Below are 23254 nucleotides of genomic sequence, written 5' to 3'. Positions count from 1 at the left end.
CCCAGGCGACTGCGGCCACGCCGGATCGTGTCTCCCCATCCTTTTAGCGCGGCCCGAACCGGGATTGCCGCCGTATTCGCCGCTACCGCGAGAACCCTGCGTTCTCTCGGGGAAGGGGGAGCGCGCCCGTCAGGCGAGGTCTCCCCGCGCCTTGATCGCTTCGAGCGCCTCGAACGCCTCCCGCCGGACATCTCTGTCGGCGTCCAGGGGGAGGGGCTGCAGCGCTTCGGACGCTCCGGGAGCACCGATCTCGCCGAGCGCACGCACCGCTCTTCACCGGGCCGCGATATCCTTGCTCTCAAGCGAGAGAACGAGCCCCGCCACCCGGGCTTCTTCCTCCGCATCGGTTGATGCGTCCGTTTCCTCCCCCTTCCTGCGTCCGAGCCGGTTCCACAGTCCCGTCGGCATCCTCCGTACGATCGGTCTTCTCCGATGATGGTACGTGGCAGGAGACGGAGTATAACTTTTCTGATCTTCCCACCGAAGCACGGGAACCGCCCGTTGCCGTGCTCTATCGCCACCACCCCGGAAGGAACGCTTATATGGGATGGGGCAGCATCCGGTGCTCCCGGGAGCGGCACGTTTCCGGGTCGCGGCACCGGATTCCCATGCGCGTTCCGCAACGGGGGGCAAGAGATGGAACAGGAGAACGAACCCGGGCGGTCGCGGACTGCCGGGCTCTCCTGCCCCATGCCGATCACGATGATGAAAGGGGCGGACGGCCCTGCCGCGGAGGAGGATATCCGACGTCGGGGAGACCGGATGGGGCACGAGATCGTGAAGTTCGAGGAGGATGACGGGGCCACGAGGTTCGTTATCCGGAAGATGAAGTGAGGTGAGACGAATGTACGCGGATAAGACGGTAAACTGTGTCGGTGCCTGCCAGTCGCCCATGCTCCTGATCGAGGAGGAGATGGAGGTGCTCGAGAACGGGCAGATCCTGCAGGTGACGGCCGACAGGCACGACCTTGTCGAGGCGGTCAGGTCGTGGGCCGATAAGAGCGGGCATAAGGTCGAGGAGGAGCACGTCGCGAGCGGCGTTACGACCCTCATCGTGCGCAAGGGGGCGGCACCGGCGGCAGAAGCGACGTGACCGGCCGGGGAGGGGGCTGAAGCGTACGGCACGGTACCGGACTCCGGACCCACGGCACCGCGACCCCTGAGCGGCCGTATGCGCCGTTTCTGCTCGCGATGACGGTGCGAAGCATGGACGGAGAAGATCCTGCCGGGAACTTCCTGCCCCTCTCGGAGATCATGCAGCAGGCGATCTCGGCGGGGGCGAAGGTCTCCATCTGCGAGCAGGGCAGCCGGCTCCCCGGCATGGAACAGGGCGGCTTCATTCGTGGGGGCGGTCACCTCGAACGACCCCTCGGTCGATGCCGAAGCGGTCGTCTCGCCGGGTTACGGGGAAGAGGCCTGCCCGACCGGTCTTTGCTTCTCCCCGGGCGACTCCGGAGCGCAGGGATGGTCGAAGAAACAGTTAAACGCCTGCGGGCTATTACATCGCTGTAGGTGGAACAATGGCGGACCAGATCGGATACAGCCAGAAGGTGATGGAGCACTTCATGAACCCGCACAACGTCGGGGTGATCGAGAACCCGGACGGTTACGGCAAGGTCGGCAATCCCGTCTGCGGGGACATCATGGAGATCTTCATCAGGGTCAGGGACGACGTCATCGAAGATATCAGATTCCGGACGTTCGGGTGCGGGTCGGCGATCGCGACGAGCAGCATGGTGACCGACATGGCTAAAGGAAAGACGCTTGAGGAGGCGATGAAGATCACCCGCGACGACGTCGCGACCGAACTCGACGGGCTGCCGCCCAGAAAGATGCACTGCTCGAACCTCGCGGCGGACGCGCTCCACGCGGCGATAGAGGATTACCGGGGGAAGCAAAAACAGGGGTGAAGGGCTCTTTCAGCACCCGTAGATCAGGGTCAGGATACTCTTTGCGAGGTCGAGGCTCTTGCCCCGGTTGACCATGAGGGTGTCCTGGCGCAGCGCCCCTTCGAGCTCGACCGGGTCGCGGGTGTCCTGGATGAAGACGTCCGCGAAGTCCTCGTAGAGACCGTAGGTTCCGGCGGACGAGGGCTCTTTTCCGAACGCTCGCATCAGGGCCGCCGCCGGGCCGCTGATCGGCGCATCGCCGATGAACGGGCTGACGGCGATGACGTGCTGCCGGCGGAGCGCCTCCCGCACCCCGGCGCACTCGAGGATCGGGGATATGCTCGTGACGGGGTTGCTCGGTCCGATCACCACGGCGTCGCTTGCCTCGATCGCATCGATCACCTCGGAGGTCGCGACCGGCGGCTCATCGAACTTCCGGACGACGCCGTCGATCGCCATGTCGCCGCGGTGCTTCACCCAGTACTCCTGGAAGTGCATCTCGCCCCGGGCCGTCCGGACGTAGGTCGTCACGACGGAGTCGGTCATCGGGAGAACGGTCGCCCGGACGTCGAGCGTGCGGCAGAGTGCGTGGGTTATCTCCGTCAGCCGCATGCCGCTCCGGAGCATCTCTCCCCGTGCTGCGTGAACCGCCCGGTCCTGGTCGCCGACGGCGATGTACTCGTCGATGCCGAGCCGTGCGAGGAGGTCGTGGGTGACGTAGGAGTCATTGCGGATCCCCCACCACCGGTTGGTGTCGAGGATGCCCGCAAAGAGGTACATGACCGTGTCGATGTCGGGCGAGAGGTGGTTGCCGGAGAGCCAGGTGTCCTCGGCCGTGTTGACGACGACCGCGATATCCCGCTCGTCCAGCAGTTCCCGCATCCCGCGGAGGAGTTTCGGGGTTCCGGTCCCGCCCGAGAGGAAGGTTATCATTGGATAATTAGCGTATCAAGCCCATGCGTATATGAATTTTCCCAAACTTTGTCCGGGGGTCAATGCCCCAATTTCACGAAACGGCGTGGCGGATGACCGCCGTGATGTCCCACGCGAGCGATTCGGCCTGCCGTTCGTGCAAAAGGCGGGTCTCCAGGCGGAGCGATCCGGGAACGTCGTCGGGGTCGTGGATGTCCTGGACGAAGACGTCGACGATATTCCCATACAGCCGGGAGACCGCCGGGGATGTGGGGGGCTCTCCGACGGCGTACATGAGGGCGGCGTCCTTTGGGTCGGGCGTGGCGCCGCCCCTAAACGGCGAGACCGCGACGACGAATGCATCGCGGAGGAGGTCCCGCATCCCGGCGCAGTCGAGGATGGGGAGGATGCTCGCCGCCGGGTTCGCGGGGCCGATCACCACGGCGTCGCTTTCCTCGATCGCCGCCCGCACCCTGTCCGTGACCGCGGGCGGAACGGGCCGGACGAGTTCGCGCACCTCCGTCCCGGGGTCGGCGGCCATCCGGTAGGTGAGGAGCGGGATACGTTCGGTGCCGGTATCGACGAAGAGGGCGGCGTCGCCGTCGGTCATCGGGAGGACGGTCGCCCCGATCTTGAGTGAGCGGCACTGGCGCTCGACCGCCTCGGTCAGGGTCAGCCCCTCGTTGAGGAGCGCTGCCCGGGCGATCTGGACGGCCCGGGCACGGTCGCCGACCGGGAAGGGTTCGCCGCCCGCCACCTTCGGGAGGTAGTTATGGGTGGCGTAGGTGTCGCCCTTGATTCCCCACCACCGGCCGGTGTCGAGGATGCCGGCAAAGAGGAAGACGGCGGTGTCGATATCCGGCGCACAGTGGCCGCCCGATATCCAGAGATCCTCAGCGGTATTCGCGACCACGGCGATCTCGCTGTCGTAGAGGATCTGGCGGACGCCCCGGATGAGCGAGAGGGTCCCGGCTCCGCCGGAGAGGAAGGTGATCATGGCTGAATGTCATGTATGTGGGGTGTCGGGGGGGTTAACGGTTTCAGTTGTTGTGGGGGGGAGGGAGGTGGGGTTGGGGCGGGGGTTGTTGATGCTCTCGCTCTTGGACGAACCATCACTCCACCCGAGGGTCTAAAGCTAGGGGTTATGATCATTTTGGGTTCAAATATCTGAATAAAAACTATTCACGTGGTCATTATCGTGAATGGAGAATTGCGTAGCCCTTCTTTGTAAGCGCTTATACTCTTTTTGCAAATTCTCAATTTCTCGGGCATTGACTATTGCGTCTTTATCTTCACGGATCAGTTGGATTACTTTTTGGAAGTGTTTTTTATCAACTTTATCAACTGTTACCAATGGCTCTAAAAGCCTTTTTCCCAAGGTTTTTAGATCCGTGTCTGTTGAATACAGAGCTTTTGCTGTCACTTGCCAGTAAATCCGAGAAAAGTAATCATCGTGCAAATCAATGTAGGGCAGATGCATTTCCTGAAGATATGGGTTAATCTCATACAGTAAGAAACTCCCTACCTCATTCAGTTGGCTCGCGGGGTGATCTGCAGTCCGTAAACATGCTCGATAAAAGAGATCGCCACTCCTTTTCAAACCGAGCATCTTGTTTGATGCCCGATAAATCCTGTATTTGTGATAAATCACGCTTAACACAAACGTAATAATATATGGATCTTTAGAGAAATTTATCAAAAATGTTTCGATTTTGTGGGAGATGAGATAACACGAATAACTCTCGTTTTCTTCACCTTCACCAGTAAGATATAGTAAATCCGTGACAAGTTTCCTTACTTTGTTGTAATCATGTTGGTGTGCAGCTTCGATCAGAAATCCTTCTATTTTCAATATCTCTAACCATATATTCGAATGATGGTGCTTAACATGTCGCTTAAATAAGTATAGTGTGAATGTATAATCGAAGTTCTCTAAGACTTTTATTCCAATTACAGCAAAAATACCTGCAACCGCCCCTGCGAAAATCGATGATACAAGGCCTGTTATAAGGCTGGGCCCCTGAAAAAACAAGATAAGAAGAATACCTCCTATAGTAAGGGCAATAACAAATAGTATCGTGTCTATCGTCGGGTGATATAGTTTCATCATGTTTTTGCAGGGCTCCGAAAGGTGACGCTTTTTCTTTTAGCTAATTTGTGAAGATTGTCTGTTGTGGAAATCGTTCCCTAAAACTATCATTTTACTATTGAGATATAAAAAAGCATATTATCTCCCTGCCGCAATCTTCCACCGTGATATACCAATCAGTAACTATCACTCGGAAGGTATGCCTCTCTGTCCTCTTCCCCAGACTCTCCTCCTGATGATCGCAATAGCAATCGGGCAATACTGCCTTACCGAGCCGATATGATTCCCGACAGTCAGCTTTGCGGTTCTGTTCGAGGTGTCGCCCCCGTACGGGGTCTGTGCGAAGCGGGAACTTAGGAAACAGTGTAGTCCTTGAGTAGCGAGAATAGTAGTCTTAAAGAGATGGCAAGGTAAATAAGAGCCTTAACATCACGACACTGGAAGTCCTCTATGTTATCGCTTGGTATCACTGTTTATGTGTTACTTCAAATATTCTTATTTGTAGGGCCAATAGTTGAAACCAGATGTCTTAACTGGAAAAATGTGCCCAAGCCAAAACCAAGGGTCCTCTCTACTAAACTCTCTCAAATTAAATTATATTTTCAGGTGCATTTATCTATTCTATTCCTTATACGAGACTATATTCACTATATCCCAGTTTGGGATTTCCTTCACGCCTTATATGGTAGAGGAATTGCCAAGCGATATGATTCATACATGCCGAACCTAGGACACAATGCCATAGTTATCGTTCATTCCAACTTTGCAGGCATGTCTATGTACGGAAGTGGCATAGGTTTATTGATAAGTCACTTTAGGAAAGCATCCCCGATCACTCCTTATGTGTCTATCACTGCACCACAATAGAACAACTTAGAGATGTTGTGAGAAACCCCTTAGCCGAAAGCCTGTGGATCTTTGGTCACGGTTATCGGGGAGGAGTGGGTTTGTATTCTTGGAAGCGAGAGACCTGTAACTATTCAGAGTTTAAGAACATCCCTCAATTGCGTAAAAAGTACATCTACCAATTCCACTGTAATCACGGTGATGAGGAATCGCTTACTGAAATTCTATCGAATGGCCGCGGATTTGTTTCGAATCAGATAAACGACCCGACAAAAAACAGAAAATTCATCAAACAAATCCAAAATGAGTTTAAATTCGATTAGCAGGCAGGCATGGGAATTAATATGGACAGCAAAGAGATTGACATAATTGGCGATGAGATTGCAGTCACAGGGAGAAACATGCTCTTGAACCTAGCCCCGGGCGTTGGTCTGATGGTGAGGGAATTAATTGAATGCCGAGAGCGGATTATTCAAAAGCGTATCAACTACTTCGTTTTAGGGTTTGAGGCCTTTTTAAAGTCGGTCGATCCTAAATGCATTGATAAAACATACATCGAATGCGAGGATTACAATGATTTATTTTACTCTATCCTCCAACGAGTTCTCACTACAAAATCTGAGGATAAAATAAAGCGGTTTCAAAAAATATTGATCAACGAAGCTGTGTGCCCTTACTCTTCTGACTTCAAAGAAACCTTCTTAGACTTGATCTTACGGATTAATGAGGATCAAATCCGGGTTCTCAACTATTACCGAAATCTGCGGAAAGAACTGAAAGAAACTAGTCAAGGCGAGCAATCACCAGAAGTTCTAGATAAAATTAGGAGTTTCTGGGCTGCTAAATGTCTTAATATGGACTACACTTTGCTGAAATTTTACAATCAAGATCTGATATCAAAGTCCCTCCTCAGTGATGACGGTATGGGTCGGTTAAACACTGAAGCATATGATATTGTGAAAATATCTGCATTTGGATTGGAGTTTTTAGAATTTATTGAAGGAGATAGCGAAATGAAGACTCCCTCCCTAGGCTGATGTAATACTTGGTGGTGACCGTTGGAGCATCCATCCATGGGGTCTGGGTGAAGCGGTAACTTGGGAAGCAGTTATAGTCATGAGAGCAAAGGAAACTGCAAAAGGGTTAAGATAATGCTCCTCTCTGCCAGAAGAATGGCTTTCTCGGGTTTCTGCTATACTTGTTAAAGATACTCGGATAGAGGGTAGGGTATTTCGCATCTTCGAGGGGGATGACGAACATATCTTCTGGGTCATCGTCGAACCCCTTAAATCCAATGATGATGAAGACCGGGATACCCCTTTCCTTCGCAAAGGCTCGATATCGCTCCAGTTGCCTCGCGTTTGACCACTCAAGCATTCCCTTTGGATTCAACCCCGAACGATACTTGCATTCGACGGCAAAGAGATCTCCTGTTCGCTTGTACCTGAACACAAAGTCGGGATTCATGCTGCTCTCGACATAACGATCCTCATTTTGACGGTAAGAATGGGTCTTCTCCACTATCGAATAATACTGGGGATCAAACAACTCCTCGACGTAATCCTCAAATCGTTTCCCCTTCCACTCCGGTTCGTCAGAGAGGTGGTATTTTATCCCATCCTTTATTCCGTCTAACAGACCCATATGAACACCTGAATCGGGGATTTCGTTCTTGATACGATAACGTTTCCGAAATAGAAGTTGCAAATCTGATGTTGTATCTGGCAGTGGCCACTGAGTCATAACTCTAGGGCTGCTGGCATACGCGGCCTGACTTGAGGACTACATCCCGAGGTCATCCCGAAATGCCTCTGCCGGGAGGGGTGTCCCCCTCCCGGTCCCTCCCCCGGTGGCGATATCCGGTGGGGAGCCGTGTCCGGAAGTTGTTGCAGAATTTCGTTTAATTCTCTTAGAGCGCACTTAAGAACATTCAAAACCATGTGGGTCTTCAACCACGAGGTAATTTAGGGATGACTTCCCTTAGGCGAACCGCGCTCCCCCAAAAGAAAACCGCCCCGCACGCCGCGCGCCTTCAAATACCTTTATCATACATCTCCCAAGATTCTTAACTGAACCGATGAAGATCATCAAGGATCCGGTGCACGGCTACGTCGAGGCGGACGCACTGGTGCTCCGGCTGCTCGACTCGGAGGTCGTCCAGCGGCTCCGCCACGTCACCCAGCTCGGGTTTGCAAACCTCGTCTACCCCGGGGCAAACCATACCCGGTTCGAGCACTCGCTCGGGACGATGCACCTTGCGGGTCTCATGTCGGGCCAGCTCGGTCTCGACGGGGATGAGACGAAACTCGTCACCACGGCCGCCCTCCTCCACGACATCGGCCACGGCCCCTTCTCCCACGTCACCGAGCCGGTGATGGAGGAGTTCACGGGAAGAAGCCACCACCAGATCGACCGCCTCGTCCGCGAGGGAACGACCGCCGGGATCCTCGAAGGCGAAGGGCTCGACCCCGCCGAGGTCTGCGCCGTCGTCGCAGGAAAGCACCGCCTCGCGAGCATCATCCACGGGAGCCTGGACGTCGACCGGATGGACTACCTGATGCGCGACGCCCACTACACCGGCGTCCCTTACGGGACGGTCGACGCACACCGGCTGATCCGGAGCACCATCTTCACCGAATCGGGCATCGCCCTGCACGAAGGCGGGATCAACGCCGCCGAGTCGCTCCTCATCGCCCGGACGCTGATGCGCCCGGCGGTCTACTTCCACCACGTGAGCCGGATCGCGACGAGCATGTTCGTCCACGCCCTCCGCGAGGAGGTGCAAAACGTCCCGGGCACGGACGCCCGCGAACTGATGCGGATGGACGACGCCGCCTGCATGGAGCGGCTGAAGCACTCTTCCTGCGAAATTACCCGCGACCTCGCCCGCCGGGTCTACTACCGCGACCTCTACAAGCGGGCGCTCTATGTCGGCGAAGATCGGGTGAACGCCGCGGCCCTCCGGCAGGACCTCGGCCCCGCCCGGGAGCGGGAGATCGCCCGCGAGATCGCCGAGAGCGCCGGGGTCACGGAGGACTGCGTCTTGGTCGACATCCCCCCGCTCCCCCGGGCGCTCTCGATGGAGGTCCGGGTCAGGAACAGCCACGCGATGGTCGATATCGAGGAGGTCTCCCCCCTCATCAATACCTTGAACGACACCCGGCGGCAGCAGTGGCGCCTCGGTGTCTACACCGTAGAGGAGCACCGGAACGCGGTCGAGCAGGCGGCGATGGAGATCCTCCGGGTGAAGCGGGCGACCAAACAGGATAAACTCATAGTGACATAGTACATGGAGAGCGCATGAAGAAGGAATTCGTCGTCGGGGTCACCGGGGCGAGCGGCGTCGTCTACGCCCGCCGCCTCCTCGAAGTGCTCTGCGAACGGGCAACGGTGCATATCGTCATCTCCGACACCGCCCGGCAGATCGCCGGGATCGAAGGCGTCGACCTCGGGGGATTCGACGCCGTATACGCCGAGAACAGCAACCTCGCGGCCGATATCGCGAGCGGATCGTTCCGCTACGACGGGATGGCAATCGTCCCCTGCAGCATGAAGACGCTTGCCGCCGTCAGCAACGGCCTCGCCGACAACCTGATCGGCCGGGCGGCGGACGTCTGCCTCAAGGAGAAGCGCCCCCTCCTCCTCCTTCTCCGGGAGATGCCGCTCTCCCGGATTCATTTGAAGAATATGCTTGCGGCCGACGAGGCCGGCGCGACCGTGATGGTCGCAAGCCCCCCCTTCTACCAGCACCCGGAGACCATCGACGATCTCGTCGATATGGTGGTGGCCCGGGTGCTCGACCACATGGGGGTCGAACACAACCTCGGAACCCGATGGAGCGGATACGATGCGTGACTTTATCGAACTGATGCGGAAGCAGGGCAGGGTCGAGGAGATCGAGAGCCCCTGCTCGACCGTCTACGAGGCTCCCCGTATGGCGAGCCGGACCGACAAGATCCTCTTCTTCCACGACCTCGACGGCCGCCGGGGAGTGATGAACCTCCTCTCCGACCGCCGATCGCTTGCAGCGGCGCTCGGTGTGGAGGAGCGGGACCTCGTCGCGCACCTCGCGGGCATGACCTACGGCGGCCGCGTCGTGGATGCCGGACGGCTTGAGGGCGGCGTCAAGCCCGATCTCTCCCGCCTCCCGGTCATGAAGCACTTCCCCGGCGACGCCGGGCGCTACTTCACCTCCGGGATCGTCTTCTCGCGCTACGACGGCGTCGAGAACGCCTCCATCCACCGGATGATGGTTCTCGACGATCATAGAGTCGTCGCCCGCCTGGTGGAAGGAAGGCACACCCATACCCTCCTCAAGACAGCGCTCGCCCGGGGGGAGAAACTCCCGGTCGCCGTCACCGTCGGCACCCCCCCCCTCGTGACGTTCGCCGCCTGCACCCGCGTCCCGCAGGGGAAGGAGCTCGCCTACGCTGCGGAACTGATGGGCGGCGAACTCGCCGTCCGGGAGTGCGAGAACGGCGTCCGGGTTCCCGACGCCGAGTTCGTCCTCGAGGGCTACATCAGTGCCGAAAAAGCGGCGGAAGGCCCGTTCGTCGACATCACCGGGACCTACGACCCCGTGCGGCAGCAGCACGTGATCGAGTTCACGAAGATGTACTGCAAGGAAGACCCCATCTACCACGGCATCCTTCCCGCTGGCGACGAGCACAAACTCCTGATGGGAGCGCCGTACGAGCCGAAGATCTACCGCGCCGTGGCCGAGGTGACGACGGTGAAGGACGTCCTCCTCACGAAGGGCGGCGCAGGCTACCTCCACGGGGTGGTGCAGATCAGGAAGAACACGCAAGGCGACGCGAAGAACGCCATCATGGCGGCGTTTGCCGCCCATACCTCCCTCAAACACGTCGTGGTGGTGGACGAGGACATCGACATCCACGACCCTTACGACGTCGAATACGCGATCGCGACGAGGGTCCGGGGCGATACCGACATCATGGTCGTCGCCGGCGTCCGGGGCTCGTCGCTTGACCCGACACGGTTATCCGACGGGACGAACGTGAAGGTCGGTGTCGATGCCACAATGGTCATGGGGAAAGAAGACGAATTCAGGAGAGCGGAGTGGGTGTAATGTATCTGGAGAAGGATGACGAGCGGGTGCTCGCCGGCGAGTTCGGCGAGACCCGGCAGAAGATGATGGAGATCCTGGTCACGCTCGGGAGGGTTTACGGGGCGGAGAAACTCGTCCCGATCACGAGCGCCCAGGTGAGCGGTGCGTCCTACAAGACCATCGGAAGATGGGGGCTCTCCTGGCTGCAGAGCCTCAACGCCCGGGCGGCGGTCCCGGCGGTCCTGAACCCCATCGGGATGCCGCGGGAGGGGTGGCAGGAGTTCGGGATCGGCGAGGAGTTCGCCCGCCGTCAGGCGGAGGTCGTCGAGGCCTACCGGAAGCTCGGGATCCGGGTGGAGTGCACCTGCACGCCCTATTACCTCCGGATCACGGAGTACGGGGAGCACCTGGCCTGGTCGGAGTCCTCGGCGGTCGCCTATGCAAACTCGGCTCTCGGTGCCCGGACGAACCGGGAAGGCGGGCCGAGCGCCCTTGCGGCGGCGATCATCGGAAAGACCCCCTATTACGGCCTCCACGTCGTCGAGAACCGGCGACCGCAGGTCGTCGTCGAGGTCGAGAACGGCACGGGCCCGTATGCCAACCATTGGGGCGGCATCGGTCACGTTGCCGGGAAGAAGGTGGGGAACCGGATCCCGATATTCCAGGGGATTCGGCCGAACCGCGACCAGCTCAAAGCTCTCGGCGCCGCGATGGCGGCGACCGGGGCGGTCGCCCTCTTCCACGTCGAGAAGATCACCCCGGAGACCCGGGTCTTCTCGTTCGACACCGGCGACCTCGACCGGGTGACGGTGACCGAGGCCGAGGTCGAGGCCCTCTTTACCGAGACCGAGGTCGAAGCGGTCGCGGTCGGGTGCCCGCACTGCTCCGCCGACGAGCTCCGGGAACTCGCGGAGCTCCTCCGGGGGAAGACGACGACGAAACCCTTCTACGTCTTTGCTGCAAAGGGGGTTGCAGCGGCGAACCCCGACCTCGTGAGCGTCATCGAGCGGAGCGGCGCCCGGGTGATCCCGGACACCTGCATGGTTGTCTCGCCCCGGATGGACGAGTTCGGCTCGATCATGGTCGACTCGGGCAAAGCCCTCGCCTACGTTCCCGGGATGTGCGGCGCGCTCGCCCGGATCGGAACGCGGAGGGAGTGCGTCGAGGTCGCGACGTCGTGAGGGCATGCCGTTATCCTCACCAATTCCCTCACCCGAAGCCGCGGAGGGCGCGAAGTTCAGTGAATGGGGGCGGGTAACACCTCTTCGCGGCTTCGCGTTCTTCGCGTGAGATTGTACTGTTCCCTGTACCGAAAAACTCACGCGACGAGCCGCGAAGGACGCGAAGTTCGGCATACGTGTGCCGGCGACTTCCTTCGCGCCTCCACCCGAAATCTACCGTTGTCCGAACAGGTCAGCTCACGCCCCAACCGGCTTCACGTCGAGCACCTGCATCAGCCCCTCGTCGAGCATGTAGCCCCGGAGCCGGTCGCGGTTGCCCCGCAGGCTCTCGATGCTGTTGATCCCGGCGGCACCCAGGAGTTCGGCGAGTTCGAGCGTCCACGCCCGGATCAGGTTCGCCACCTGTTCCGACCCCTCGTCGGGGTCGAGCCGCGCCACGAGGTCGGGCCGCTGGGTGGCGATCCCCCAGGGGCAGAGGCCGCGGTAACAGTTCCCGCAGACCCGGCAGCCCATCGCCGCGAGTGCCGCGGTGCCGATGTAGACCGCGTCCGCCCCGAGGGCGATCGCCTTCGCGACGTCGGCGCTCCCCCGGATACCCCCGCTCGCGATGACGGATATCTCGTTTCTGATCCCCTGGTCGCGGAGTTTTTTATCCACGCTCGCGATTGCCGCCTCGATCGGGATCCCTACGTGGTCGCGGAAGACCGTCGGCGCCGCGCCGGTGCCCCCGCGGAACCCGTCGACGACGACCGCATCGGCCGGCGAGCGGGCGATGCCGGCGGCGATGGCCGCGACGTTGTGGACGGCGGCGATCTTTACGAAGACCGGCTTCTTCCATTCCGTCGCCTCTTTGAGCCCCCGGACGAGCTGGGCGAGGTCCTCGATGCTGTAGATGTCGTGGTGCGGCGCGGGGCTGATCGCGTCGCTCCCCTCCGGGATCATCCTTGTCCGGGAGATATCCGCGCAGACCTTCTCCCCCGGGAGGTGCCCGCCGATGCCGGGCTTCGCCCCCTGCCCGATCTTGATCTCGATCGCGGCGCCGCGCTCCAGGTAATCGATGTTCACGCCGAACCGCCCGGACGCGACCTGGACGATCATCCGGTCCTGGTAGGGGTGGAGGGCGGCGTGCAGCCCGCCTTCCCCGGTGCCCATGAACGTCCCGGTCTTTTTTGCCGCCCGGGCCATGGCCACCTGGGCGTTGAGGCTGATCGCCCCGTAACTCATGTGCCCGATCATCACCGGGGTCTCGATCCTGAGGTTCGGGGTGAGGCGTGTCCGGAGCTCGATGTCGCCGCCCTCCCGGCGCCGGAGATCGAGCCGCGCCGGCCTCTTCCCGAGGTGGGTCGTCAGTTCGATCGGCTCGCGGAGCGGGTCGAGGCTCGGGTTCGTGACCTGGCAGGCGTCCAGCACCAGGCGGTCGAAGATGACCGGGTAATCGAGGGCGTTGCCCATCCCCGCGAGGATGATCTTGCCCGTCCGGGCCTGGTTGTAGATCGCCTCCCGTGCTTCCCGTGTCCAGAGCGGGTGGCTCCGGTAGTCGCAGGGATGCTCCTCGAGGCTGATGGCGTCCCGGGGGCAGCAGGCGATACAGCGGTGGCATGCGGTGCAGTTGCGGGAGTTGACCTGTATCCGGTCTCCGTCCCGTGAGAAGACGCCGTAGGAGCAGTTCTCGATGCACCGTCCGCACTCCATGCACCGGACGGGGTCGATGCCGATCCGGTAGCGTGAGGGGAGGCTCCCGATCATGCGACGACCCTCCCGATCACCGGCTCGCACGCGGCCGGCATCCGGATCGATTCGACCCGTGGTTCCATCGCCCGGATTGCAGCCTCTTCGCTCGAGATGTAGAGCCGGTCGCCGCACTCGCCGACGACCATCGGCCGGAGCTTGCCCCGGTCGGTGAACCCGACCATCATGTCGCGGTTCGCGGCCACGATGGCGAACGGCCCGTTCATCATCGCCGGCGCGTAGGCGAGCCGGAGGGCTCCGTTCCACTCCCGCTCCGCGTCGGGCATCCGGTCGATCTCCTCCCAGTAGGGCGGGGCGAGCGCCCGGACCGCGATATCGACGTCAAGGCCGTGTCGCCGCACCAGGAGGTCGACTAAGTATGCGACGACCTCGGTGTCGGTATACATCGTGCAGGTGTAGCCGTAACTCTCGATGTAGCGCCGGTTCGTCCCGTAGGAGGTGATCTCGCCGTTGTGCACGACGCTCCAGCCGAGGAGGTTGAACGGGTGCGCGCCGCCCCACCACCCGGGGGTGTTCGTCGGGTAACGGTTGTGCGCGAGCCAGATGTAGCCCTCGTAGTCCTCGATCCGGTAGAAGTCCGCGACGTCCTCGGGCCACCCTCCGGCCTTAAACACCCCGAGGTCCTTGCCGGAGGAGAAGATGAGCGCGCCGCGGCGGGCGGCGTTGACCTGCATCACGAGGGCGCTCACGATATCGTCCTCCGGCGTCGTGCTGCCGGCGAGCGCGAGGGAAGGGTCGGGCTTGAAGAAGTAGCGCCAAGGGGTGTGAACCGCCCGGAGGTTCGGCCGCCCGTAGGTGGGGATCGCCTCGTCGTGCTCGATCGTCCCCCACTGCGCGAGCGTCGAATCGAGGAGCGGCTTGTTCTCGCGGACGTTGTCGAAGAAGACGTGGAGGGCGTAGCAGTCCCGGTAATCGGGATAGATGCCGTAGGCTGCGTACCCCGCCCCCTCGCCGCTGCCGCGCTCGTTCATCATGGAGAGGGCCTGCCGGATGCCGGAACCGTCCATCGTCCGGCGGGATCTGTCCATTACGCCAATTATGCCGCACATACCCATCACGGTCGACCCGCTCCCCTCCACCCGGGGTGGTCGGGGAACGCTCTGATAGATGTAGATGCGTCAAGTATAAATAACATCGGAAGGAAGTTTCCTTCCGTATGTCTGGCGACAACATCTCGGCGATGCTCGAGCGCATCGAGCAGGACAACGTCCGGTTCCTCCGGCTTCAGTTCACCGATCTCTTGGGCATGCCCAAGAACGTCTCCATCCCGGCGAAGCAGGTCGGGAAAGCGCTGACCGACGGTATCGGGTTCGACGGGTCGTCGATCGAGGGATTCGTCCGGATCGAGGAGTCCGACATGGTGCTCAAGCCCGACCTCTCGACCTACACCCTCCTCCCATGGCGGCCCCGGGAGAAGAGCGTTGCCCGGTTCATCTGCGACGTCTGCAAGCCGGACGGCACGCCGTTCGAGGGCGACCCGCGCTACGTGCTCCGGCGGGCGATGGAGGATGCCGCGAAGGACGGCTACGTCTTCAACACCGGCCCTGAACTGGAGTTCTTCCTCTTCAAGATGCTCGACGGCCGTCCGACCACGCAGTTCCAGGACGTCGGCGGCTACTTCGACCTCGCGCCGACCGATCTCGCGGAGGACCTCCGGCGCGAGGCGATCCTCACGCTCACCGAGATGGGGTTCGATATCGAGGCCTCGCACCACGAGGTCGCCGAGAGCCAGCATGAGATCGACTTCAAGTACAGCGACGCGCTCCACACCGCCGACAATGTCATCACGTTCAAGTTCGCAGTCAAGACGATGGCGCTGATGCGCGGCCTGCACGCATCCTTCATGGCGAAGCCGATCCACGGGATCAACGGGAGCGGGATGCATACCAACTGCTCCCTCGCAAAGGACGGGGTGAACGCCTTCTACGACCCGGATGCCCCGCGGCAGCTCTCGACGACCTGCATGCACTTCATCGGCGGGCTGCTTCGCCACGCAAAGGCCATCACCCGGGTCGCGAACCCAACGATCAACTCCTACAAGCGGCTCGTCCCCGGCTACGAAGCGCCCTGCTACGTCAGCTGGAGCGCGAGCAACCGCTCGGCCCTCGTCCGGGTTCCGGCGCCCCGCGGCAACAGCACCCGGGTCGAGTTCCGCAGCCCCGACCCGACCTGCAACCCTTACCTTGCCTTCACGGCGATGCTCGCCGCCGGGATGGAGGGCGTCCGGCAGGGGATCGAGCCGCCGGATGATGCTCACAAGAACATCTTCCACATGACGGCCGACGAGCGGGGCCAAAACGGGATCGAGACGCTGCCCGGAGACCTCCACGAGGCTCACTCCGCCCTCCTCGCCGACGACCTCATCTGCAGGGCGCTCGGCCCCCATGTCGTCGAGGCGCTCACGAGCGTTGCCCAGATCGAGTGGGATGCCTACCGGACGACGGTTCACCCCTGGGAACTCGACCGGTACCTGGCGACCTACTGAACTCTTTTTTGTGAAAGCGACGGGCCGAAGGGTGCGATGTTCCAACGGAACGGAGCTAGAGCACCGCAGGTGCAAGCAGCGAGGTTCCGTAGGAACCGAGTTCGGGCACCCCCGGCTGCTCAAGTGCGACTGTCGCAAATCCGGCCGCCGCAGGAACGTTCATATCCCCTAAAGCGCATAGATGCGCTTATCGGCCGAACAGGGAAGACACATGACGCAGAGAAAGGATATCGACACCATGCGAAGGCGCCGGGATATCGACGGCCTGATTGCAGCACTTTCCGAGCCCGAAGAGATCGTGCGGCTGACCGCTGCCGAAGCCCTCGGCCTCGTCGGCGATGAACGAGCGCTCGAGCCGCTCGAGCAGTTGAAGTTCTCGGATTCTGATGCGGGTGTCCGGCGGGCCGCGTCGGTCGCGCACGCCCAGGTGGCCGCGAGGCTTGCAGCCCGGAAGGCGGCGGAGGGGATCCCCCGCGAACTGTAGCCCGCACGCGGTAAGGCATATATATCCCCGGGACGTCTACGCGAAGACGATCAGGAAGATTGCCATGGCGACAATCGATGAGGTCGATACCATGCGTGACGCCCGGGACGTCGACGGGCTGATCCGGGCGCTCGCCGACCCGGACGAGTTCGTCCGGTCGCAGGCGGCCCTCTCGCTCGGGACGCTCGCCGACCCGAAAGCGCAGGAACCGCTCGCGAGGGTGAGGGACGAGGACCCGAGCGCCTCGGTCCGGGAGGCGGCCGCGACCGCGTATAAGTGGGTCGTCGGCCGGATCCAGGAGGTCGAGGCGACCCGATAGCACCGGCCTACAGGACGACGAAGTTGAGCCAGAGGATGGCTGTGCCGATCCCGACCGTGACGAGGAGCACGAGCATCCCTATCTTCAGGAACTCCACGAACGATATCGTGAAACCGTTTCGTGCGGCTATCCCGAGCACGACGACGTTTGCCGACGCGCCGATGACTGTGCCGTTCCCGCCGAGGCATGCACCGAGCGAGAGCGCCCACCAGAGCGGGTAGATGTCCATCGACCCGCTCATACCCTGGATCAGGGGGATCAGGGTGGCGGTGAGGGGAATATTGTCCACGATCGCCGAGGCGAACGCCGAGAACCAGGCGATGATCAGGATGGCCTCTCCCTCCGAGTGGACGTTCTCGACCACGAACTCCGCGACGCTCGCGATAACCCCGGTCTCGACGAGGGCGCCGACGACGACGAAGAGCCCGCCGAAGAAGAAGAGGGCCGGCCACTCGATCTTCTCAAAGATCTCCTCCGGGGACTGTCTGCTCCAGAAGAGGAGGATCGATGCACCGATCAGGGCGACGAGGGCGGGTTCCAGGTCGAGCTGAGCATGGATGAAGAACATCCCGATGACGAGCGCGATGACGATGACCGACTTCTTGAAGAGTGGCCAGTCGCGGATCGCCTCCCGCTCCTTCAACTCCGCGAACGTCCTCTCGATCCCCTCCCGTTCGTCGGGCGAGACGTGGAGTTCCTTTCTATAGATGAGGGCAAGCATCCCGAGGACGACAACCAGGTTGATCACCATCATCGGCGTCATGTTGACGATGAACTCATTGAACGTCAGGCCGGCGGCCGAACCGATCATGATGTTCGGGGGGTCGCCGATGAGCGTCGCCGCCCCACCGATGTTGGAGGCGAAGATCTCGGCGATGAGGAAGGGAATGGGATTGACTTTCATGACGCTCGCGACGTAGAGGAGCATCGGGGTGATCAGGAGGACGGTGGTGACGTTGTCGAGGAAAGCGCTCGTGATGCCGGTCACGAGTGAGAAGAGCAATAGCACCCGCATCGGGCTCCCTTTTGCAAGTTTCGCCGTCTTGATGGCGATGTACTCGAAGAGACCGCTGCCGCGGGCGGTGTTGACGATGATCATCATCCCGATCAGGAGGAAGATAGTGCCGAGGTCGATGTACTCCGGGATCATATCCCAGGGGACGATGTGGAGGAAGACGACGACCGAGGCGCCGACCATCGCGACCACCGCGCGGTGAATCCGCTCATCGATGATGAGCGCGTAGGTGATGATGAAGACCACGACGGCGATCAGTTCCGGGGTGACGATCATCTTCCGTCACCCCGACGACGGCTGGGATGATCTGTGGCGGTCTGTGCTACACGAAGGGTTCTGACAGTCATGGGATCCCTGAATACAGATAGTAGGATTCTGTTTAGCGTAACCCGTCTATAATTATGCCGATATCTATCGCCCGTTGGGAAGAAAGAGTCCGGTGATTCCGGTACTCAATGTTTGAGACCAGCAGGGGCGCGACGGCGGGGGGAGGGGCCCATTCAATCCGACGCGGGTGCCTCCCCCCCGAGCCGCAACCGGAGGTTCTTGTAGACCTCCCCTGCGAGCAGCACCGGAAGGCCGAGCAGGGCGAGCAGCCCCCAGTCGGCGAGGGTCAGCGGCGCGGTCCCGAGGAAGAGGTTGAAGACCGGGACGTAGACCACCAGCGCCTGGAGGGCGAGGCTCCCGAGGATTGCGAGGAGCAGGGCGGGATTCGAGAAGAACCCGATCCGGTGGAGGGGGAACCGGAACGACCGGAAGTTCAGCACGTTGTAGAGCTCGAAGACAATGAGCCCGGTGAACGCCATCGTCCGCGCCCGGTCGAGATCGACCTCATAGAGACCCAGGAAGACGTAGATAGTCAGAAGACCGAGCCATATTCCGAGGATGAGGATGACGAGGTACGCGTTCCGCGTGAGAATGGCCTCCTGCGGGTCGCGCGGCCGCCTCTGCATGACGTCCCGTTCGGCGGGTTCGAGGCCGAGGGCAAGGGCGGTGAGACCGTCGGTGACCAGGTTGATCCAGAGAATCTGGACGGGGATGAGGATCAGCGGCAGGCCGAGGAGGAGCGCGCCGACGATCGCGACGAGCTCGCCGACGTTCGAGGAGAGGAGATAGCGGGTGAACCGGGCGATATTGTCGTACTCCCGCCTTCCTTCCTCGACGCCGGCGACGATGCTCGCGAAGTTGTCGTCGACGAGCACCATGTCGCTCGACTCTTTGGCCGCGTCCGTCCCCTTGATCCCCATGGCTATCCCGATGCTCGCCTTCTTCAGCGCCGGGGCGTCGTTGACGCCGTCGCCGGTCATGGCGATGACCTCCCGGTCGCGGGAGAGGATATCGATCACCCGGAGTTTGTGCTCCGCGGTGACCCGGGAGAGCACCTTCGTCGTCCGGAGGCGTTCTTTGAGTTCATCGTCGGTCATCGCCTCGAGATCCGCCCCGGTCATCGCCCCCTCGCTCGATAGGCCGAGGTCGCGGGCGATGGTGGAAGCAGTCAGCGGGTTGTCCCCCGTGATCATGATGACGTCGATCCCGGCGCTCCGGCAGAGCCGGATCGCCTCAGCCGCCTCGGGCCGTGGGGGGTCGACGATCCCGGCAAGCCCGAGGAAGACGAGATCGGTCTCCACGGTATCGACCGTCCACTCGATGCCGGCGGGGAGCGGGCGGCAGGCCGCCCCGAGCACCCGGAGCCCCTGCGACGCGTACCTCTCGATCTCGGCAAGAAGCGCGTCCCGGAGTTCGTCCGTGAGCGGGACGACCGAACCCCCTAGGAAGACCCGGGACGAGCGGGCGAGGAGAACCTCCGGCGCCCCCTTCACGTGGGCGACGTTCCCCTCCCCCTCCCGGTAGACGGTCGTCATCCGCTTCCGGGTGGAGTTGAACGAGAACTCCTTCACCGGCTCCGGGGCGTCGTCGCGCGAGAGCCCGGCCTTCTCCGCCGCGACGACGAGCGCCCCCTCGGTCGGGGTGCCGAAGATCCGCCACCCCCCCTCCTCGAGAGCGAGGGTCGCGTGGTTGCAGAGGAGGACGGTGCGGAGGAACTGCCGGAGCCCCGGGTCGGCAAGCGGGTCGATAGGTCTCTCCTCGACGAGAAACTCCCCCATCGGGAGATACCCCGCCCCGGTGACCGCGACCTCCGTATCAGCCGTCCGCACCCGGACGACCGTCATCTCGTTCCGGGTGAGCGTCCCGGTCTTGTCGGTGCAGATCACCGAGACCGCGCCGAGCGTCTCCGAGACCGGCAGGTGACGGATCAGGCAGTTCCTCCGCATCATCGTCTTGATGCCGATGGCGAGCGTCAGCGTCACGACCGCCGGAAGCCCCTCCGGGATCACCGCCACCGCAAGGGAGACGCCGACGAGGAACATCTCAAGGAGTTCCCGCTGTTGCAGGAGACCGACGACGACCACGAGCGCGGCGATCCCGAGGGCGATCAGCCCGAGATCGCGGCCGAGACGATCCATCTGCCGGGCAAGGGGCGTCGTCTCATCCGCGATCCGCTGGGAGAGGCCGGCGATCCGCCCGAACTCCGTCTGCATCCCGGTGGCGACCACAAACCCCCGGCCGTGCCCGTTCGTCACCGTCGTGCCGGCAAACGCCATGTTTCTCCGCTCGGCAAGGGGTGTCCCGACAGGGAGCGAGCCCGGTGTCTTGTCCACGGGCGACGACTCGCCCGTCAGCGGCGCCTCGTCGACCTGCAGCGACGTCGCCTCGACGATGTAGATGTCGGCGGGCACCCGTTCCCCCATATCGAGGAGGACGAGATCTCCCCGGACGAGTGCGGCCGCATCGATCTCCCGCCGCTCGCCGTCGCGGACGACCACGGCGTGCTGGACGAGCATCTTTTTAAGCGCCTCGATCGCCTCACCGGCCTGCCACTCCTGCGAGTACCCGAGGAGGGCGTTTAAGATGACGATGATGAGGATTGCGGCGGCGTCCAGGGCTTCGCCGACGAAGAAAGAGACTGCAGCGGCAATGATCAGGATGACGATGAGGACGCTCTTGAACTGCCGCAGAAAGACCTGGAGCCGGCTCTCCCGCTCCTCCTCGCGGAGGACGTTCGGCCCGTAACGCTGCAGACGCTCCTCCGCGTCTCCCGTGGAGAGACCCGACGGATCGGCGTCGAGCTCCCGTTGCACCTCCGCCGCCGAGAGGGCGTGCCAGTCGGGCGGAGGGCTTCCGCCTGCAGACTCTCCTGTCGGCGCGGGCATATGTCCGGGTTTCGCGCCGAGGTATAAAAAGGTATAGAAATCGCTCCCCCAGCCGCGAAACCGCTGTATTTGTGGCCGCTTCGTCCCTGATCCGTTGTCCCTCCGGCAGGATTATATCTTCCGGGCGAACCGATCCGGTGCCGGGCCGGGCGACCGGTCCGGGGAGGAACGACGATGAGCAGAATAGCAGTCCTGATCACGGATATGTTCGAGGATGTCGAGTATACGGAGCCTGCGGAGGCATTCCGGGAGACCGGCCACGATCTCGTCCACGTCGGCCTCTCCGCGGGGGAGACCGTCCACGGGAAGGCGGACCAAACACCGGTCACCATCGACCGGAGCGTATCGGATGTCTCGCCGGACGACTTCGACGCGCTCTTCATTCCGGGCGGCTACTCGCCCGACAAACTCCGGGCTCACGAAGCGCCCGTCGAGTTCGTGCGCCGCTTCGTCGAGAGCGCCAAACCGGTTCTCTCCATATGCCACGCGCCCCAGCTCATGATCACCGCGCAGGTGCTCCGCGGGCGGAAGATTGCCGGCTGGAAGTCCGTCGCACAGGATATCAGGAACGCCGGCGCGGAGTACGTCGACCGGGAAGTGGTCGTCGACGGCAACATTGTCTCAAGCAGGCAGCCGGACGACATTCCGGCGTTCATCAGGGCATCGCTCGCGAAACTCGAGGAGGCTTCCGGGCAGGAGGCCCGGGCTGCGGCCGCAGGGCAGCGGTGAGGCGGAAGCCGCACCGCATAAACTCTTTATGGATGCGGCCCGCACCCCCTCTTCAGGATGAGTCCTGCAGGTCCGTCGAAGAGCGCAGAGGCATGGGGCAGGCCTGCAGTCATTGTCCTCGTCACGGCCCTTGCCGTTCTCCTGGATCTCACCTTCGGCATGATTGCGTACACCCACCTCTTCTACCTGGTGCTCATCATCGCCGCGTTCTGGTACCGGAGGCGTGCGATCGTCGTCGGGATTCTGCTCGCCATGGCTCACGTCACCGTCGGGAGCATCCTCTACGGCACCCCGGACGCCGGCATTCTCGTAAATGCGGCCGCCTTTGTCGTCGCCGCATACCTCCTCGGCTACCTCTTCGAGATAGCGGGCAGGCGTGCCGGCGGCCTCCACTTCCATATCGATGAGGCCGGCGGGGCCGCGTGCGACCGGGACACGAGACGGCTGATCGCCCGGCTCTCGAGCCGCGACCCCGATACCCGCTACCGGGCGGCCGGGTGCCTCGGCGACGCGGGCAACCCCGCGGCGGTCGAACCGCTCGCCGCCCTCCTCGAGGACCCCGAGGTCGGCGTCCGCTGGAAGGCGACGGAGTCGCTCGGAAGACTGGGAACTCCTGCCGTCAGGCCGCTCACGGCGAGCCTCAGGAGCGAGAACGTCGACGTCCGCTGGATGGCCGCGGTCGCTCTCGGGGAGATCGGCGCTCCCGCGGCAATCCCGGCGCTGATGGCTGCGCTCGACGACGAGGACGCCTACGTCCGGAGCAGGGCGGCTCTCGCACTCGGCGCGATCGGCGAGCCCGCCCGGGAAGAGGTCGCCGCCGCTCTCTCTGACGGGAACACACGCGTCAGGCGGGGAGCGGCGATTGCGCTCGGGAGCATCGGCGGTGAGAGAGTCGTCGAAGCGCTCGTCGAAACGCTCCGCGACCCGGATGGGGGGGTGCGGCAGCGTGCCTGCGCTGCGCTCGGCGATATCGGCGAGCCCGCCGTCCAGCCTCTCATCGAGGCGCTCGGGACGGAGAACGAACTCCTCCGGCGCGGGGCGATCGCCGCCCTCGGCCTCGTCGGAAAGCCCGCCGTCCCCGCGCTCGCCATGGCGCTCCGGCACGGTGACGACCGGCGCGTTCCCGCGGGAGCCATCCACGCCCTCGGGGAGATCGGCGATCGCAGGTCGGCCGATATCCTGATCCGGGCGCTCGAAGACGAGCGGGAGGAGGTGCGCGAGGCTGCCCGGGAGGCGCTCGCCGGCATCAGGAAGACATAACAACAGCAAGGGTGCA

24 protein-coding genes are annotated in these 23254 nt (G+C 62.1%); 14 read left to right on the top strand and 10 right to left on the bottom strand.

What is annotated here, in order from left to right; translation table 11 throughout:
* Positions 1–129: 129 nt before the first annotated feature.
* Both MchiMG62_RS12550 and MchiMG62_RS13335 read right to left on the bottom strand, forming a co-directional pair.
* Positions 130–267: a hypothetical protein gene (locus MchiMG62_RS12550; RefSeq protein ID WP_221057253.1), complete on the bottom strand. Its 138-nt coding sequence runs from the start codon at positions 265–267 to the stop codon at positions 130–132.
* Between the two features lie 6 nt (positions 268–273).
* Positions 274–408 (bottom strand): hypothetical protein, encoded by a 135-nt coding sequence (locus tag MchiMG62_RS13335; RefSeq protein WP_280636159.1) that lies wholly within the window; start codon positions 406–408, stop codon positions 274–276.
* Positions 409–636: 228 nt separating this feature from the next.
* Between MchiMG62_RS13335 and MchiMG62_RS12545 the strand changes: the two genes are divergently transcribed.
* The 4 genes from MchiMG62_RS12545 (at position 637) to nifU (ending at position 1910) form a co-directional block, all read left to right on the top strand.
* On the top strand, positions 637–834 hold the full coding sequence (locus MchiMG62_RS12545) for a sulfurtransferase TusA family protein (protein ID WP_221057252.1): 198 nt from the start codon (positions 637–639) through the stop codon (positions 832–834).
* Positions 835–844: 10 nt separating this feature from the next.
* Entirely contained in the window at positions 845–1093 is a 249-nt protein-coding gene (locus tag MchiMG62_RS12540; RefSeq protein ID WP_221057251.1) for a sulfurtransferase TusA family protein, read from the top strand.
* 113 nt (positions 1094–1206) lie between these two features.
* Positions 1207–1512: a hypothetical protein gene (locus MchiMG62_RS12535; RefSeq protein WP_221057250.1), complete on the top strand. Its 306-nt coding sequence runs from the start codon at positions 1207–1209 to the stop codon at positions 1510–1512.
* 8 nt (positions 1513–1520) lie between these two features.
* The gene (gene nifU / locus MchiMG62_RS12530; RefSeq protein WP_221057249.1) at positions 1521–1910 is read left to right on the top strand and encodes a Fe-S cluster assembly scaffold protein NifU; all 390 of its coding nucleotides are present in this window, start codon (positions 1521–1523) and stop codon (positions 1908–1910) included.
* A gap of 9 nt (positions 1911–1919) precedes the next feature.
* Here the strand turns inward: nifU and cofD are convergent, their stop codons facing one another.
* The 3 genes from cofD to MchiMG62_RS12515 all read right to left on the bottom strand — a co-directional run bounded on the left by cofD (position 1920) and on the right by MchiMG62_RS12515 (position 4911).
* Positions 1920–2822, bottom strand: a complete 903-nt coding sequence (gene cofD, locus MchiMG62_RS12525) for a 2-phospho-L-lactate transferase (protein ID WP_221057248.1) — start codon at positions 2820–2822, stop codon at positions 1920–1922.
* A gap of 73 nt (positions 2823–2895) precedes the next feature.
* Positions 2896–3798, bottom strand: a complete 903-nt coding sequence (locus tag MchiMG62_RS12520) for a 2-phospho-L-lactate transferase CofD family protein (RefSeq protein ID WP_221057247.1) — start codon at positions 3796–3798, stop codon at positions 2896–2898.
* 162 nt (positions 3799–3960) lie between these two features.
* Positions 3961–4911, bottom strand: a complete 951-nt coding sequence (locus MchiMG62_RS12515) for a hypothetical protein (RefSeq protein ID WP_221057246.1) — start codon at positions 4909–4911, stop codon at positions 3961–3963.
* A 1169-nt stretch (positions 4912–6080) separates the two neighbouring features.
* Here MchiMG62_RS12515 and MchiMG62_RS12510 point away from each other — a divergent pair.
* Positions 6081–6773: a hypothetical protein gene (locus MchiMG62_RS12510; RefSeq protein ID WP_221057245.1), complete on the top strand. Its 693-nt coding sequence runs from the start codon at positions 6081–6083 to the stop codon at positions 6771–6773.
* 106 nt (positions 6774–6879) lie between these two features.
* On the opposite strand, the gene MchiMG62_RS12505 is transcribed toward MchiMG62_RS12510, so the two are convergent.
* The gene (locus tag MchiMG62_RS12505) at positions 6880–7380 is read right to left on the bottom strand and encodes a hypothetical protein (protein WP_221057244.1); all 501 of its coding nucleotides are present in this window, start codon (positions 7378–7380) and stop codon (positions 6880–6882) included.
* Positions 7381–7813: 433 nt separating this feature from the next.
* On the opposite strand from MchiMG62_RS12505, the gene MchiMG62_RS12500 reads away from it, so the two are divergent.
* The 4 genes from MchiMG62_RS12500 to MchiMG62_RS12485 are packed head-to-tail and all read left to right on the top strand — an operon-like array spanning position 7814 to position 11985.
* Positions 7814–9022 carry an HD domain-containing protein gene (locus tag MchiMG62_RS12500; RefSeq protein ID WP_221057243.1) on the top strand — a complete coding sequence of 403 codons (1209 nt, stop codon included), beginning with the start codon at positions 7814–7816 and terminating at the stop codon, positions 9020–9022.
* 14 nt (positions 9023–9036) lie between these two features.
* Entirely contained in the window at positions 9037–9591 is a 555-nt protein-coding gene (locus MchiMG62_RS12495) for a UbiX family flavin prenyltransferase (RefSeq protein WP_221057242.1), read from the top strand.
* Positions 9584–10825 carry a UbiD family decarboxylase gene (locus MchiMG62_RS12490; protein WP_221057241.1) on the top strand — a complete coding sequence of 414 codons (1242 nt, stop codon included), beginning with the start codon at positions 9584–9586 and terminating at the stop codon, positions 10823–10825. The genes MchiMG62_RS12495 and MchiMG62_RS12490 overlap by 8 nt, the downstream gene beginning before the upstream one ends.
* Positions 10825–11985 (top strand): aconitase X, encoded by a 1161-nt coding sequence (locus MchiMG62_RS12485; RefSeq protein ID WP_221057240.1) that lies wholly within the window; start codon positions 10825–10827, stop codon positions 11983–11985. The genes MchiMG62_RS12490 and MchiMG62_RS12485 overlap by 1 nt, the downstream gene beginning before the upstream one ends.
* A gap of 237 nt (positions 11986–12222) precedes the next feature.
* Here MchiMG62_RS12485 and MchiMG62_RS12480 read toward each other — a convergent pair whose 3' ends face one another.
* A complete protein-coding gene (locus MchiMG62_RS12480) occupies positions 12223–13731 on the bottom strand; it encodes a glutamate synthase-related protein (protein WP_221057239.1) in 1509 nt (502 codons plus the stop codon).
* Positions 13728–14783, bottom strand: coding sequence for a class II glutamine amidotransferase (locus MchiMG62_RS12475; RefSeq protein WP_221057238.1), 1056 nt, complete (start codon positions 14781–14783; stop codon positions 13728–13730). Before MchiMG62_RS12475 ends, MchiMG62_RS12480 begins: the two co-directional genes overlap by 4 nt.
* A 107-nt stretch (positions 14784–14890) precedes the next feature.
* Between MchiMG62_RS12475 and glnA the strand changes: the two genes are divergently transcribed.
* The 3 genes from glnA to MchiMG62_RS12460 all read left to right on the top strand — a co-directional run bounded on the left by glnA (position 14891) and on the right by MchiMG62_RS12460 (position 17022).
* A complete protein-coding gene (gene glnA, locus MchiMG62_RS12470) occupies positions 14891–16219 on the top strand; it encodes a type I glutamate--ammonia ligase (RefSeq protein ID WP_221057237.1) in 1329 nt (442 codons plus the stop codon).
* Positions 16220–16430: 211 nt separating this feature from the next.
* Positions 16431–16703, top strand: coding sequence for a HEAT repeat domain-containing protein (locus MchiMG62_RS12465; RefSeq protein ID WP_221057236.1), 273 nt, complete (start codon positions 16431–16433; stop codon positions 16701–16703).
* A gap of 64 nt (positions 16704–16767) precedes the next feature.
* Positions 16768–17022, top strand: a complete 255-nt coding sequence (locus MchiMG62_RS12460) for a HEAT repeat domain-containing protein (protein WP_221057235.1) — start codon at positions 16768–16770, stop codon at positions 17020–17022.
* Between the two features lie 7 nt (positions 17023–17029).
* Here the strand turns inward: MchiMG62_RS12460 and MchiMG62_RS12455 are convergent, their stop codons facing one another.
* Positions 17030–18313, bottom strand: coding sequence for an ArsB/NhaD family transporter (locus MchiMG62_RS12455; protein WP_221057234.1), 1284 nt, complete (start codon positions 18311–18313; stop codon positions 17030–17032).
* A gap of 224 nt (positions 18314–18537) precedes the next feature.
* Positions 18538–21249, bottom strand: a complete 2712-nt coding sequence (locus tag MchiMG62_RS12450; protein WP_221057233.1) for a cation-translocating P-type ATPase — start codon at positions 21247–21249, stop codon at positions 18538–18540.
* Positions 21250–21423: 174 nt separating this feature from the next.
* Here MchiMG62_RS12450 and MchiMG62_RS12445 point away from each other — a divergent pair, with 174 nt between their 5' ends.
* Positions 21424–21978, top strand: a complete 555-nt coding sequence (locus MchiMG62_RS12445; protein WP_221057232.1) for a type 1 glutamine amidotransferase domain-containing protein — start codon at positions 21424–21426, stop codon at positions 21976–21978.
* A gap of 57 nt (positions 21979–22035) precedes the next feature.
* Positions 22036–23238 carry a HEAT repeat domain-containing protein gene (locus MchiMG62_RS12440; protein ID WP_221057231.1) on the top strand — a complete coding sequence of 401 codons (1203 nt, stop codon included), beginning with the start codon at positions 22036–22038 and terminating at the stop codon, positions 23236–23238.
* Positions 23239–23254: the final 16 nt, after the last annotated feature.

This window comes from Methanoculleus chikugoensis, from assembly GCF_019669965.1.
Lineage (GTDB): Archaea > Halobacteriota > Methanomicrobia > Methanomicrobiales > Methanoculleaceae > Methanoculleus > Methanoculleus chikugoensis.
This window is presented reverse-complemented; position numbering and strand designations above follow the sequence as displayed.

Excerpts from the sequence above, each read along its gene's own strand:
- MchiMG62_RS13335 (WP_280636159.1), bottom strand. The coding sequence starts at position 408 with ATGCCGACGGGACTGTGGAACCGGCTCGGACGCAGGAAGGGGGAGGAA.
- MchiMG62_RS12545 (WP_221057252.1), top strand. The coding sequence starts at position 637 with ATGGAACAGGAGAACGAACCCGGGCGGTCGCGGACTGCCGGGCTCTCC.
- MchiMG62_RS12540 (WP_221057251.1), top strand. The coding sequence starts at position 845 with ATGTACGCGGATAAGACGGTAAACTGTGTCGGTGCCTGCCAGTCGCCC.
- MchiMG62_RS12535 (WP_221057250.1), top strand. The coding sequence starts at position 1,207 with ATGGACGGAGAAGATCCTGCCGGGAACTTCCTGCCCCTCTCGGAGATC.
- nifU (WP_221057249.1), top strand. The coding sequence starts at position 1,521 with ATGGCGGACCAGATCGGATACAGCCAGAAGGTGATGGAGCACTTCATG.
- cofD (WP_221057248.1), bottom strand. The coding sequence starts at position 2,822 with ATGATAACCTTCCTCTCGGGCGGGACCGGAACCCCGAAACTCCTCCGC.
- MchiMG62_RS12520 (WP_221057247.1), bottom strand. The coding sequence starts at position 3,798 with ATGATCACCTTCCTCTCCGGCGGAGCCGGGACCCTCTCGCTCATCCGG.
- MchiMG62_RS12515 (WP_221057246.1), bottom strand. The coding sequence starts at position 4,911 with ATGATGAAACTATATCACCCGACGATAGACACGATACTATTTGTTATT.
- MchiMG62_RS12510 (WP_221057245.1), top strand. The coding sequence starts at position 6,081 with ATGGACAGCAAAGAGATTGACATAATTGGCGATGAGATTGCAGTCACA.
- MchiMG62_RS12505 (WP_221057244.1), bottom strand. The coding sequence starts at position 7,380 with ATGGGTCTGTTAGACGGAATAAAGGATGGGATAAAATACCACCTCTCT.
- MchiMG62_RS12500 (WP_221057243.1), top strand. The coding sequence starts at position 7,814 with ATGAAGATCATCAAGGATCCGGTGCACGGCTACGTCGAGGCGGACGCA.
- MchiMG62_RS12495 (WP_221057242.1), top strand. The coding sequence starts at position 9,037 with ATGAAGAAGGAATTCGTCGTCGGGGTCACCGGGGCGAGCGGCGTCGTC.
- MchiMG62_RS12490 (WP_221057241.1), top strand. The coding sequence starts at position 9,584 with ATGCGTGACTTTATCGAACTGATGCGGAAGCAGGGCAGGGTCGAGGAG.
- MchiMG62_RS12485 (WP_221057240.1), top strand. The coding sequence starts at position 10,825 with ATGTATCTGGAGAAGGATGACGAGCGGGTGCTCGCCGGCGAGTTCGGC.
- MchiMG62_RS12480 (WP_221057239.1), bottom strand. The coding sequence starts at position 13,731 with ATGATCGGGAGCCTCCCCTCACGCTACCGGATCGGCATCGACCCCGTC.
- MchiMG62_RS12475 (WP_221057238.1), bottom strand. The coding sequence starts at position 14,783 with ATGTGCGGCATAATTGGCGTAATGGACAGATCCCGCCGGACGATGGAC.
- glnA (WP_221057237.1), top strand. The coding sequence starts at position 14,891 with ATGTCTGGCGACAACATCTCGGCGATGCTCGAGCGCATCGAGCAGGAC.
- MchiMG62_RS12465 (WP_221057236.1), top strand. The coding sequence starts at position 16,431 with ATGACGCAGAGAAAGGATATCGACACCATGCGAAGGCGCCGGGATATC.
- MchiMG62_RS12460 (WP_221057235.1), top strand. The coding sequence starts at position 16,768 with ATGGCGACAATCGATGAGGTCGATACCATGCGTGACGCCCGGGACGTC.
- MchiMG62_RS12455 (WP_221057234.1), bottom strand. The coding sequence starts at position 18,313 with ATGATCGTCACCCCGGAACTGATCGCCGTCGTGGTCTTCATCATCACC.
- MchiMG62_RS12450 (WP_221057233.1), bottom strand. The coding sequence starts at position 21,249 with ATGCCCGCGCCGACAGGAGAGTCTGCAGGCGGAAGCCCTCCGCCCGAC.
- MchiMG62_RS12445 (WP_221057232.1), top strand. The coding sequence starts at position 21,424 with ATGAGCAGAATAGCAGTCCTGATCACGGATATGTTCGAGGATGTCGAG.
- MchiMG62_RS12440 (WP_221057231.1), top strand. The coding sequence starts at position 22,036 with ATGAGTCCTGCAGGTCCGTCGAAGAGCGCAGAGGCATGGGGCAGGCCT.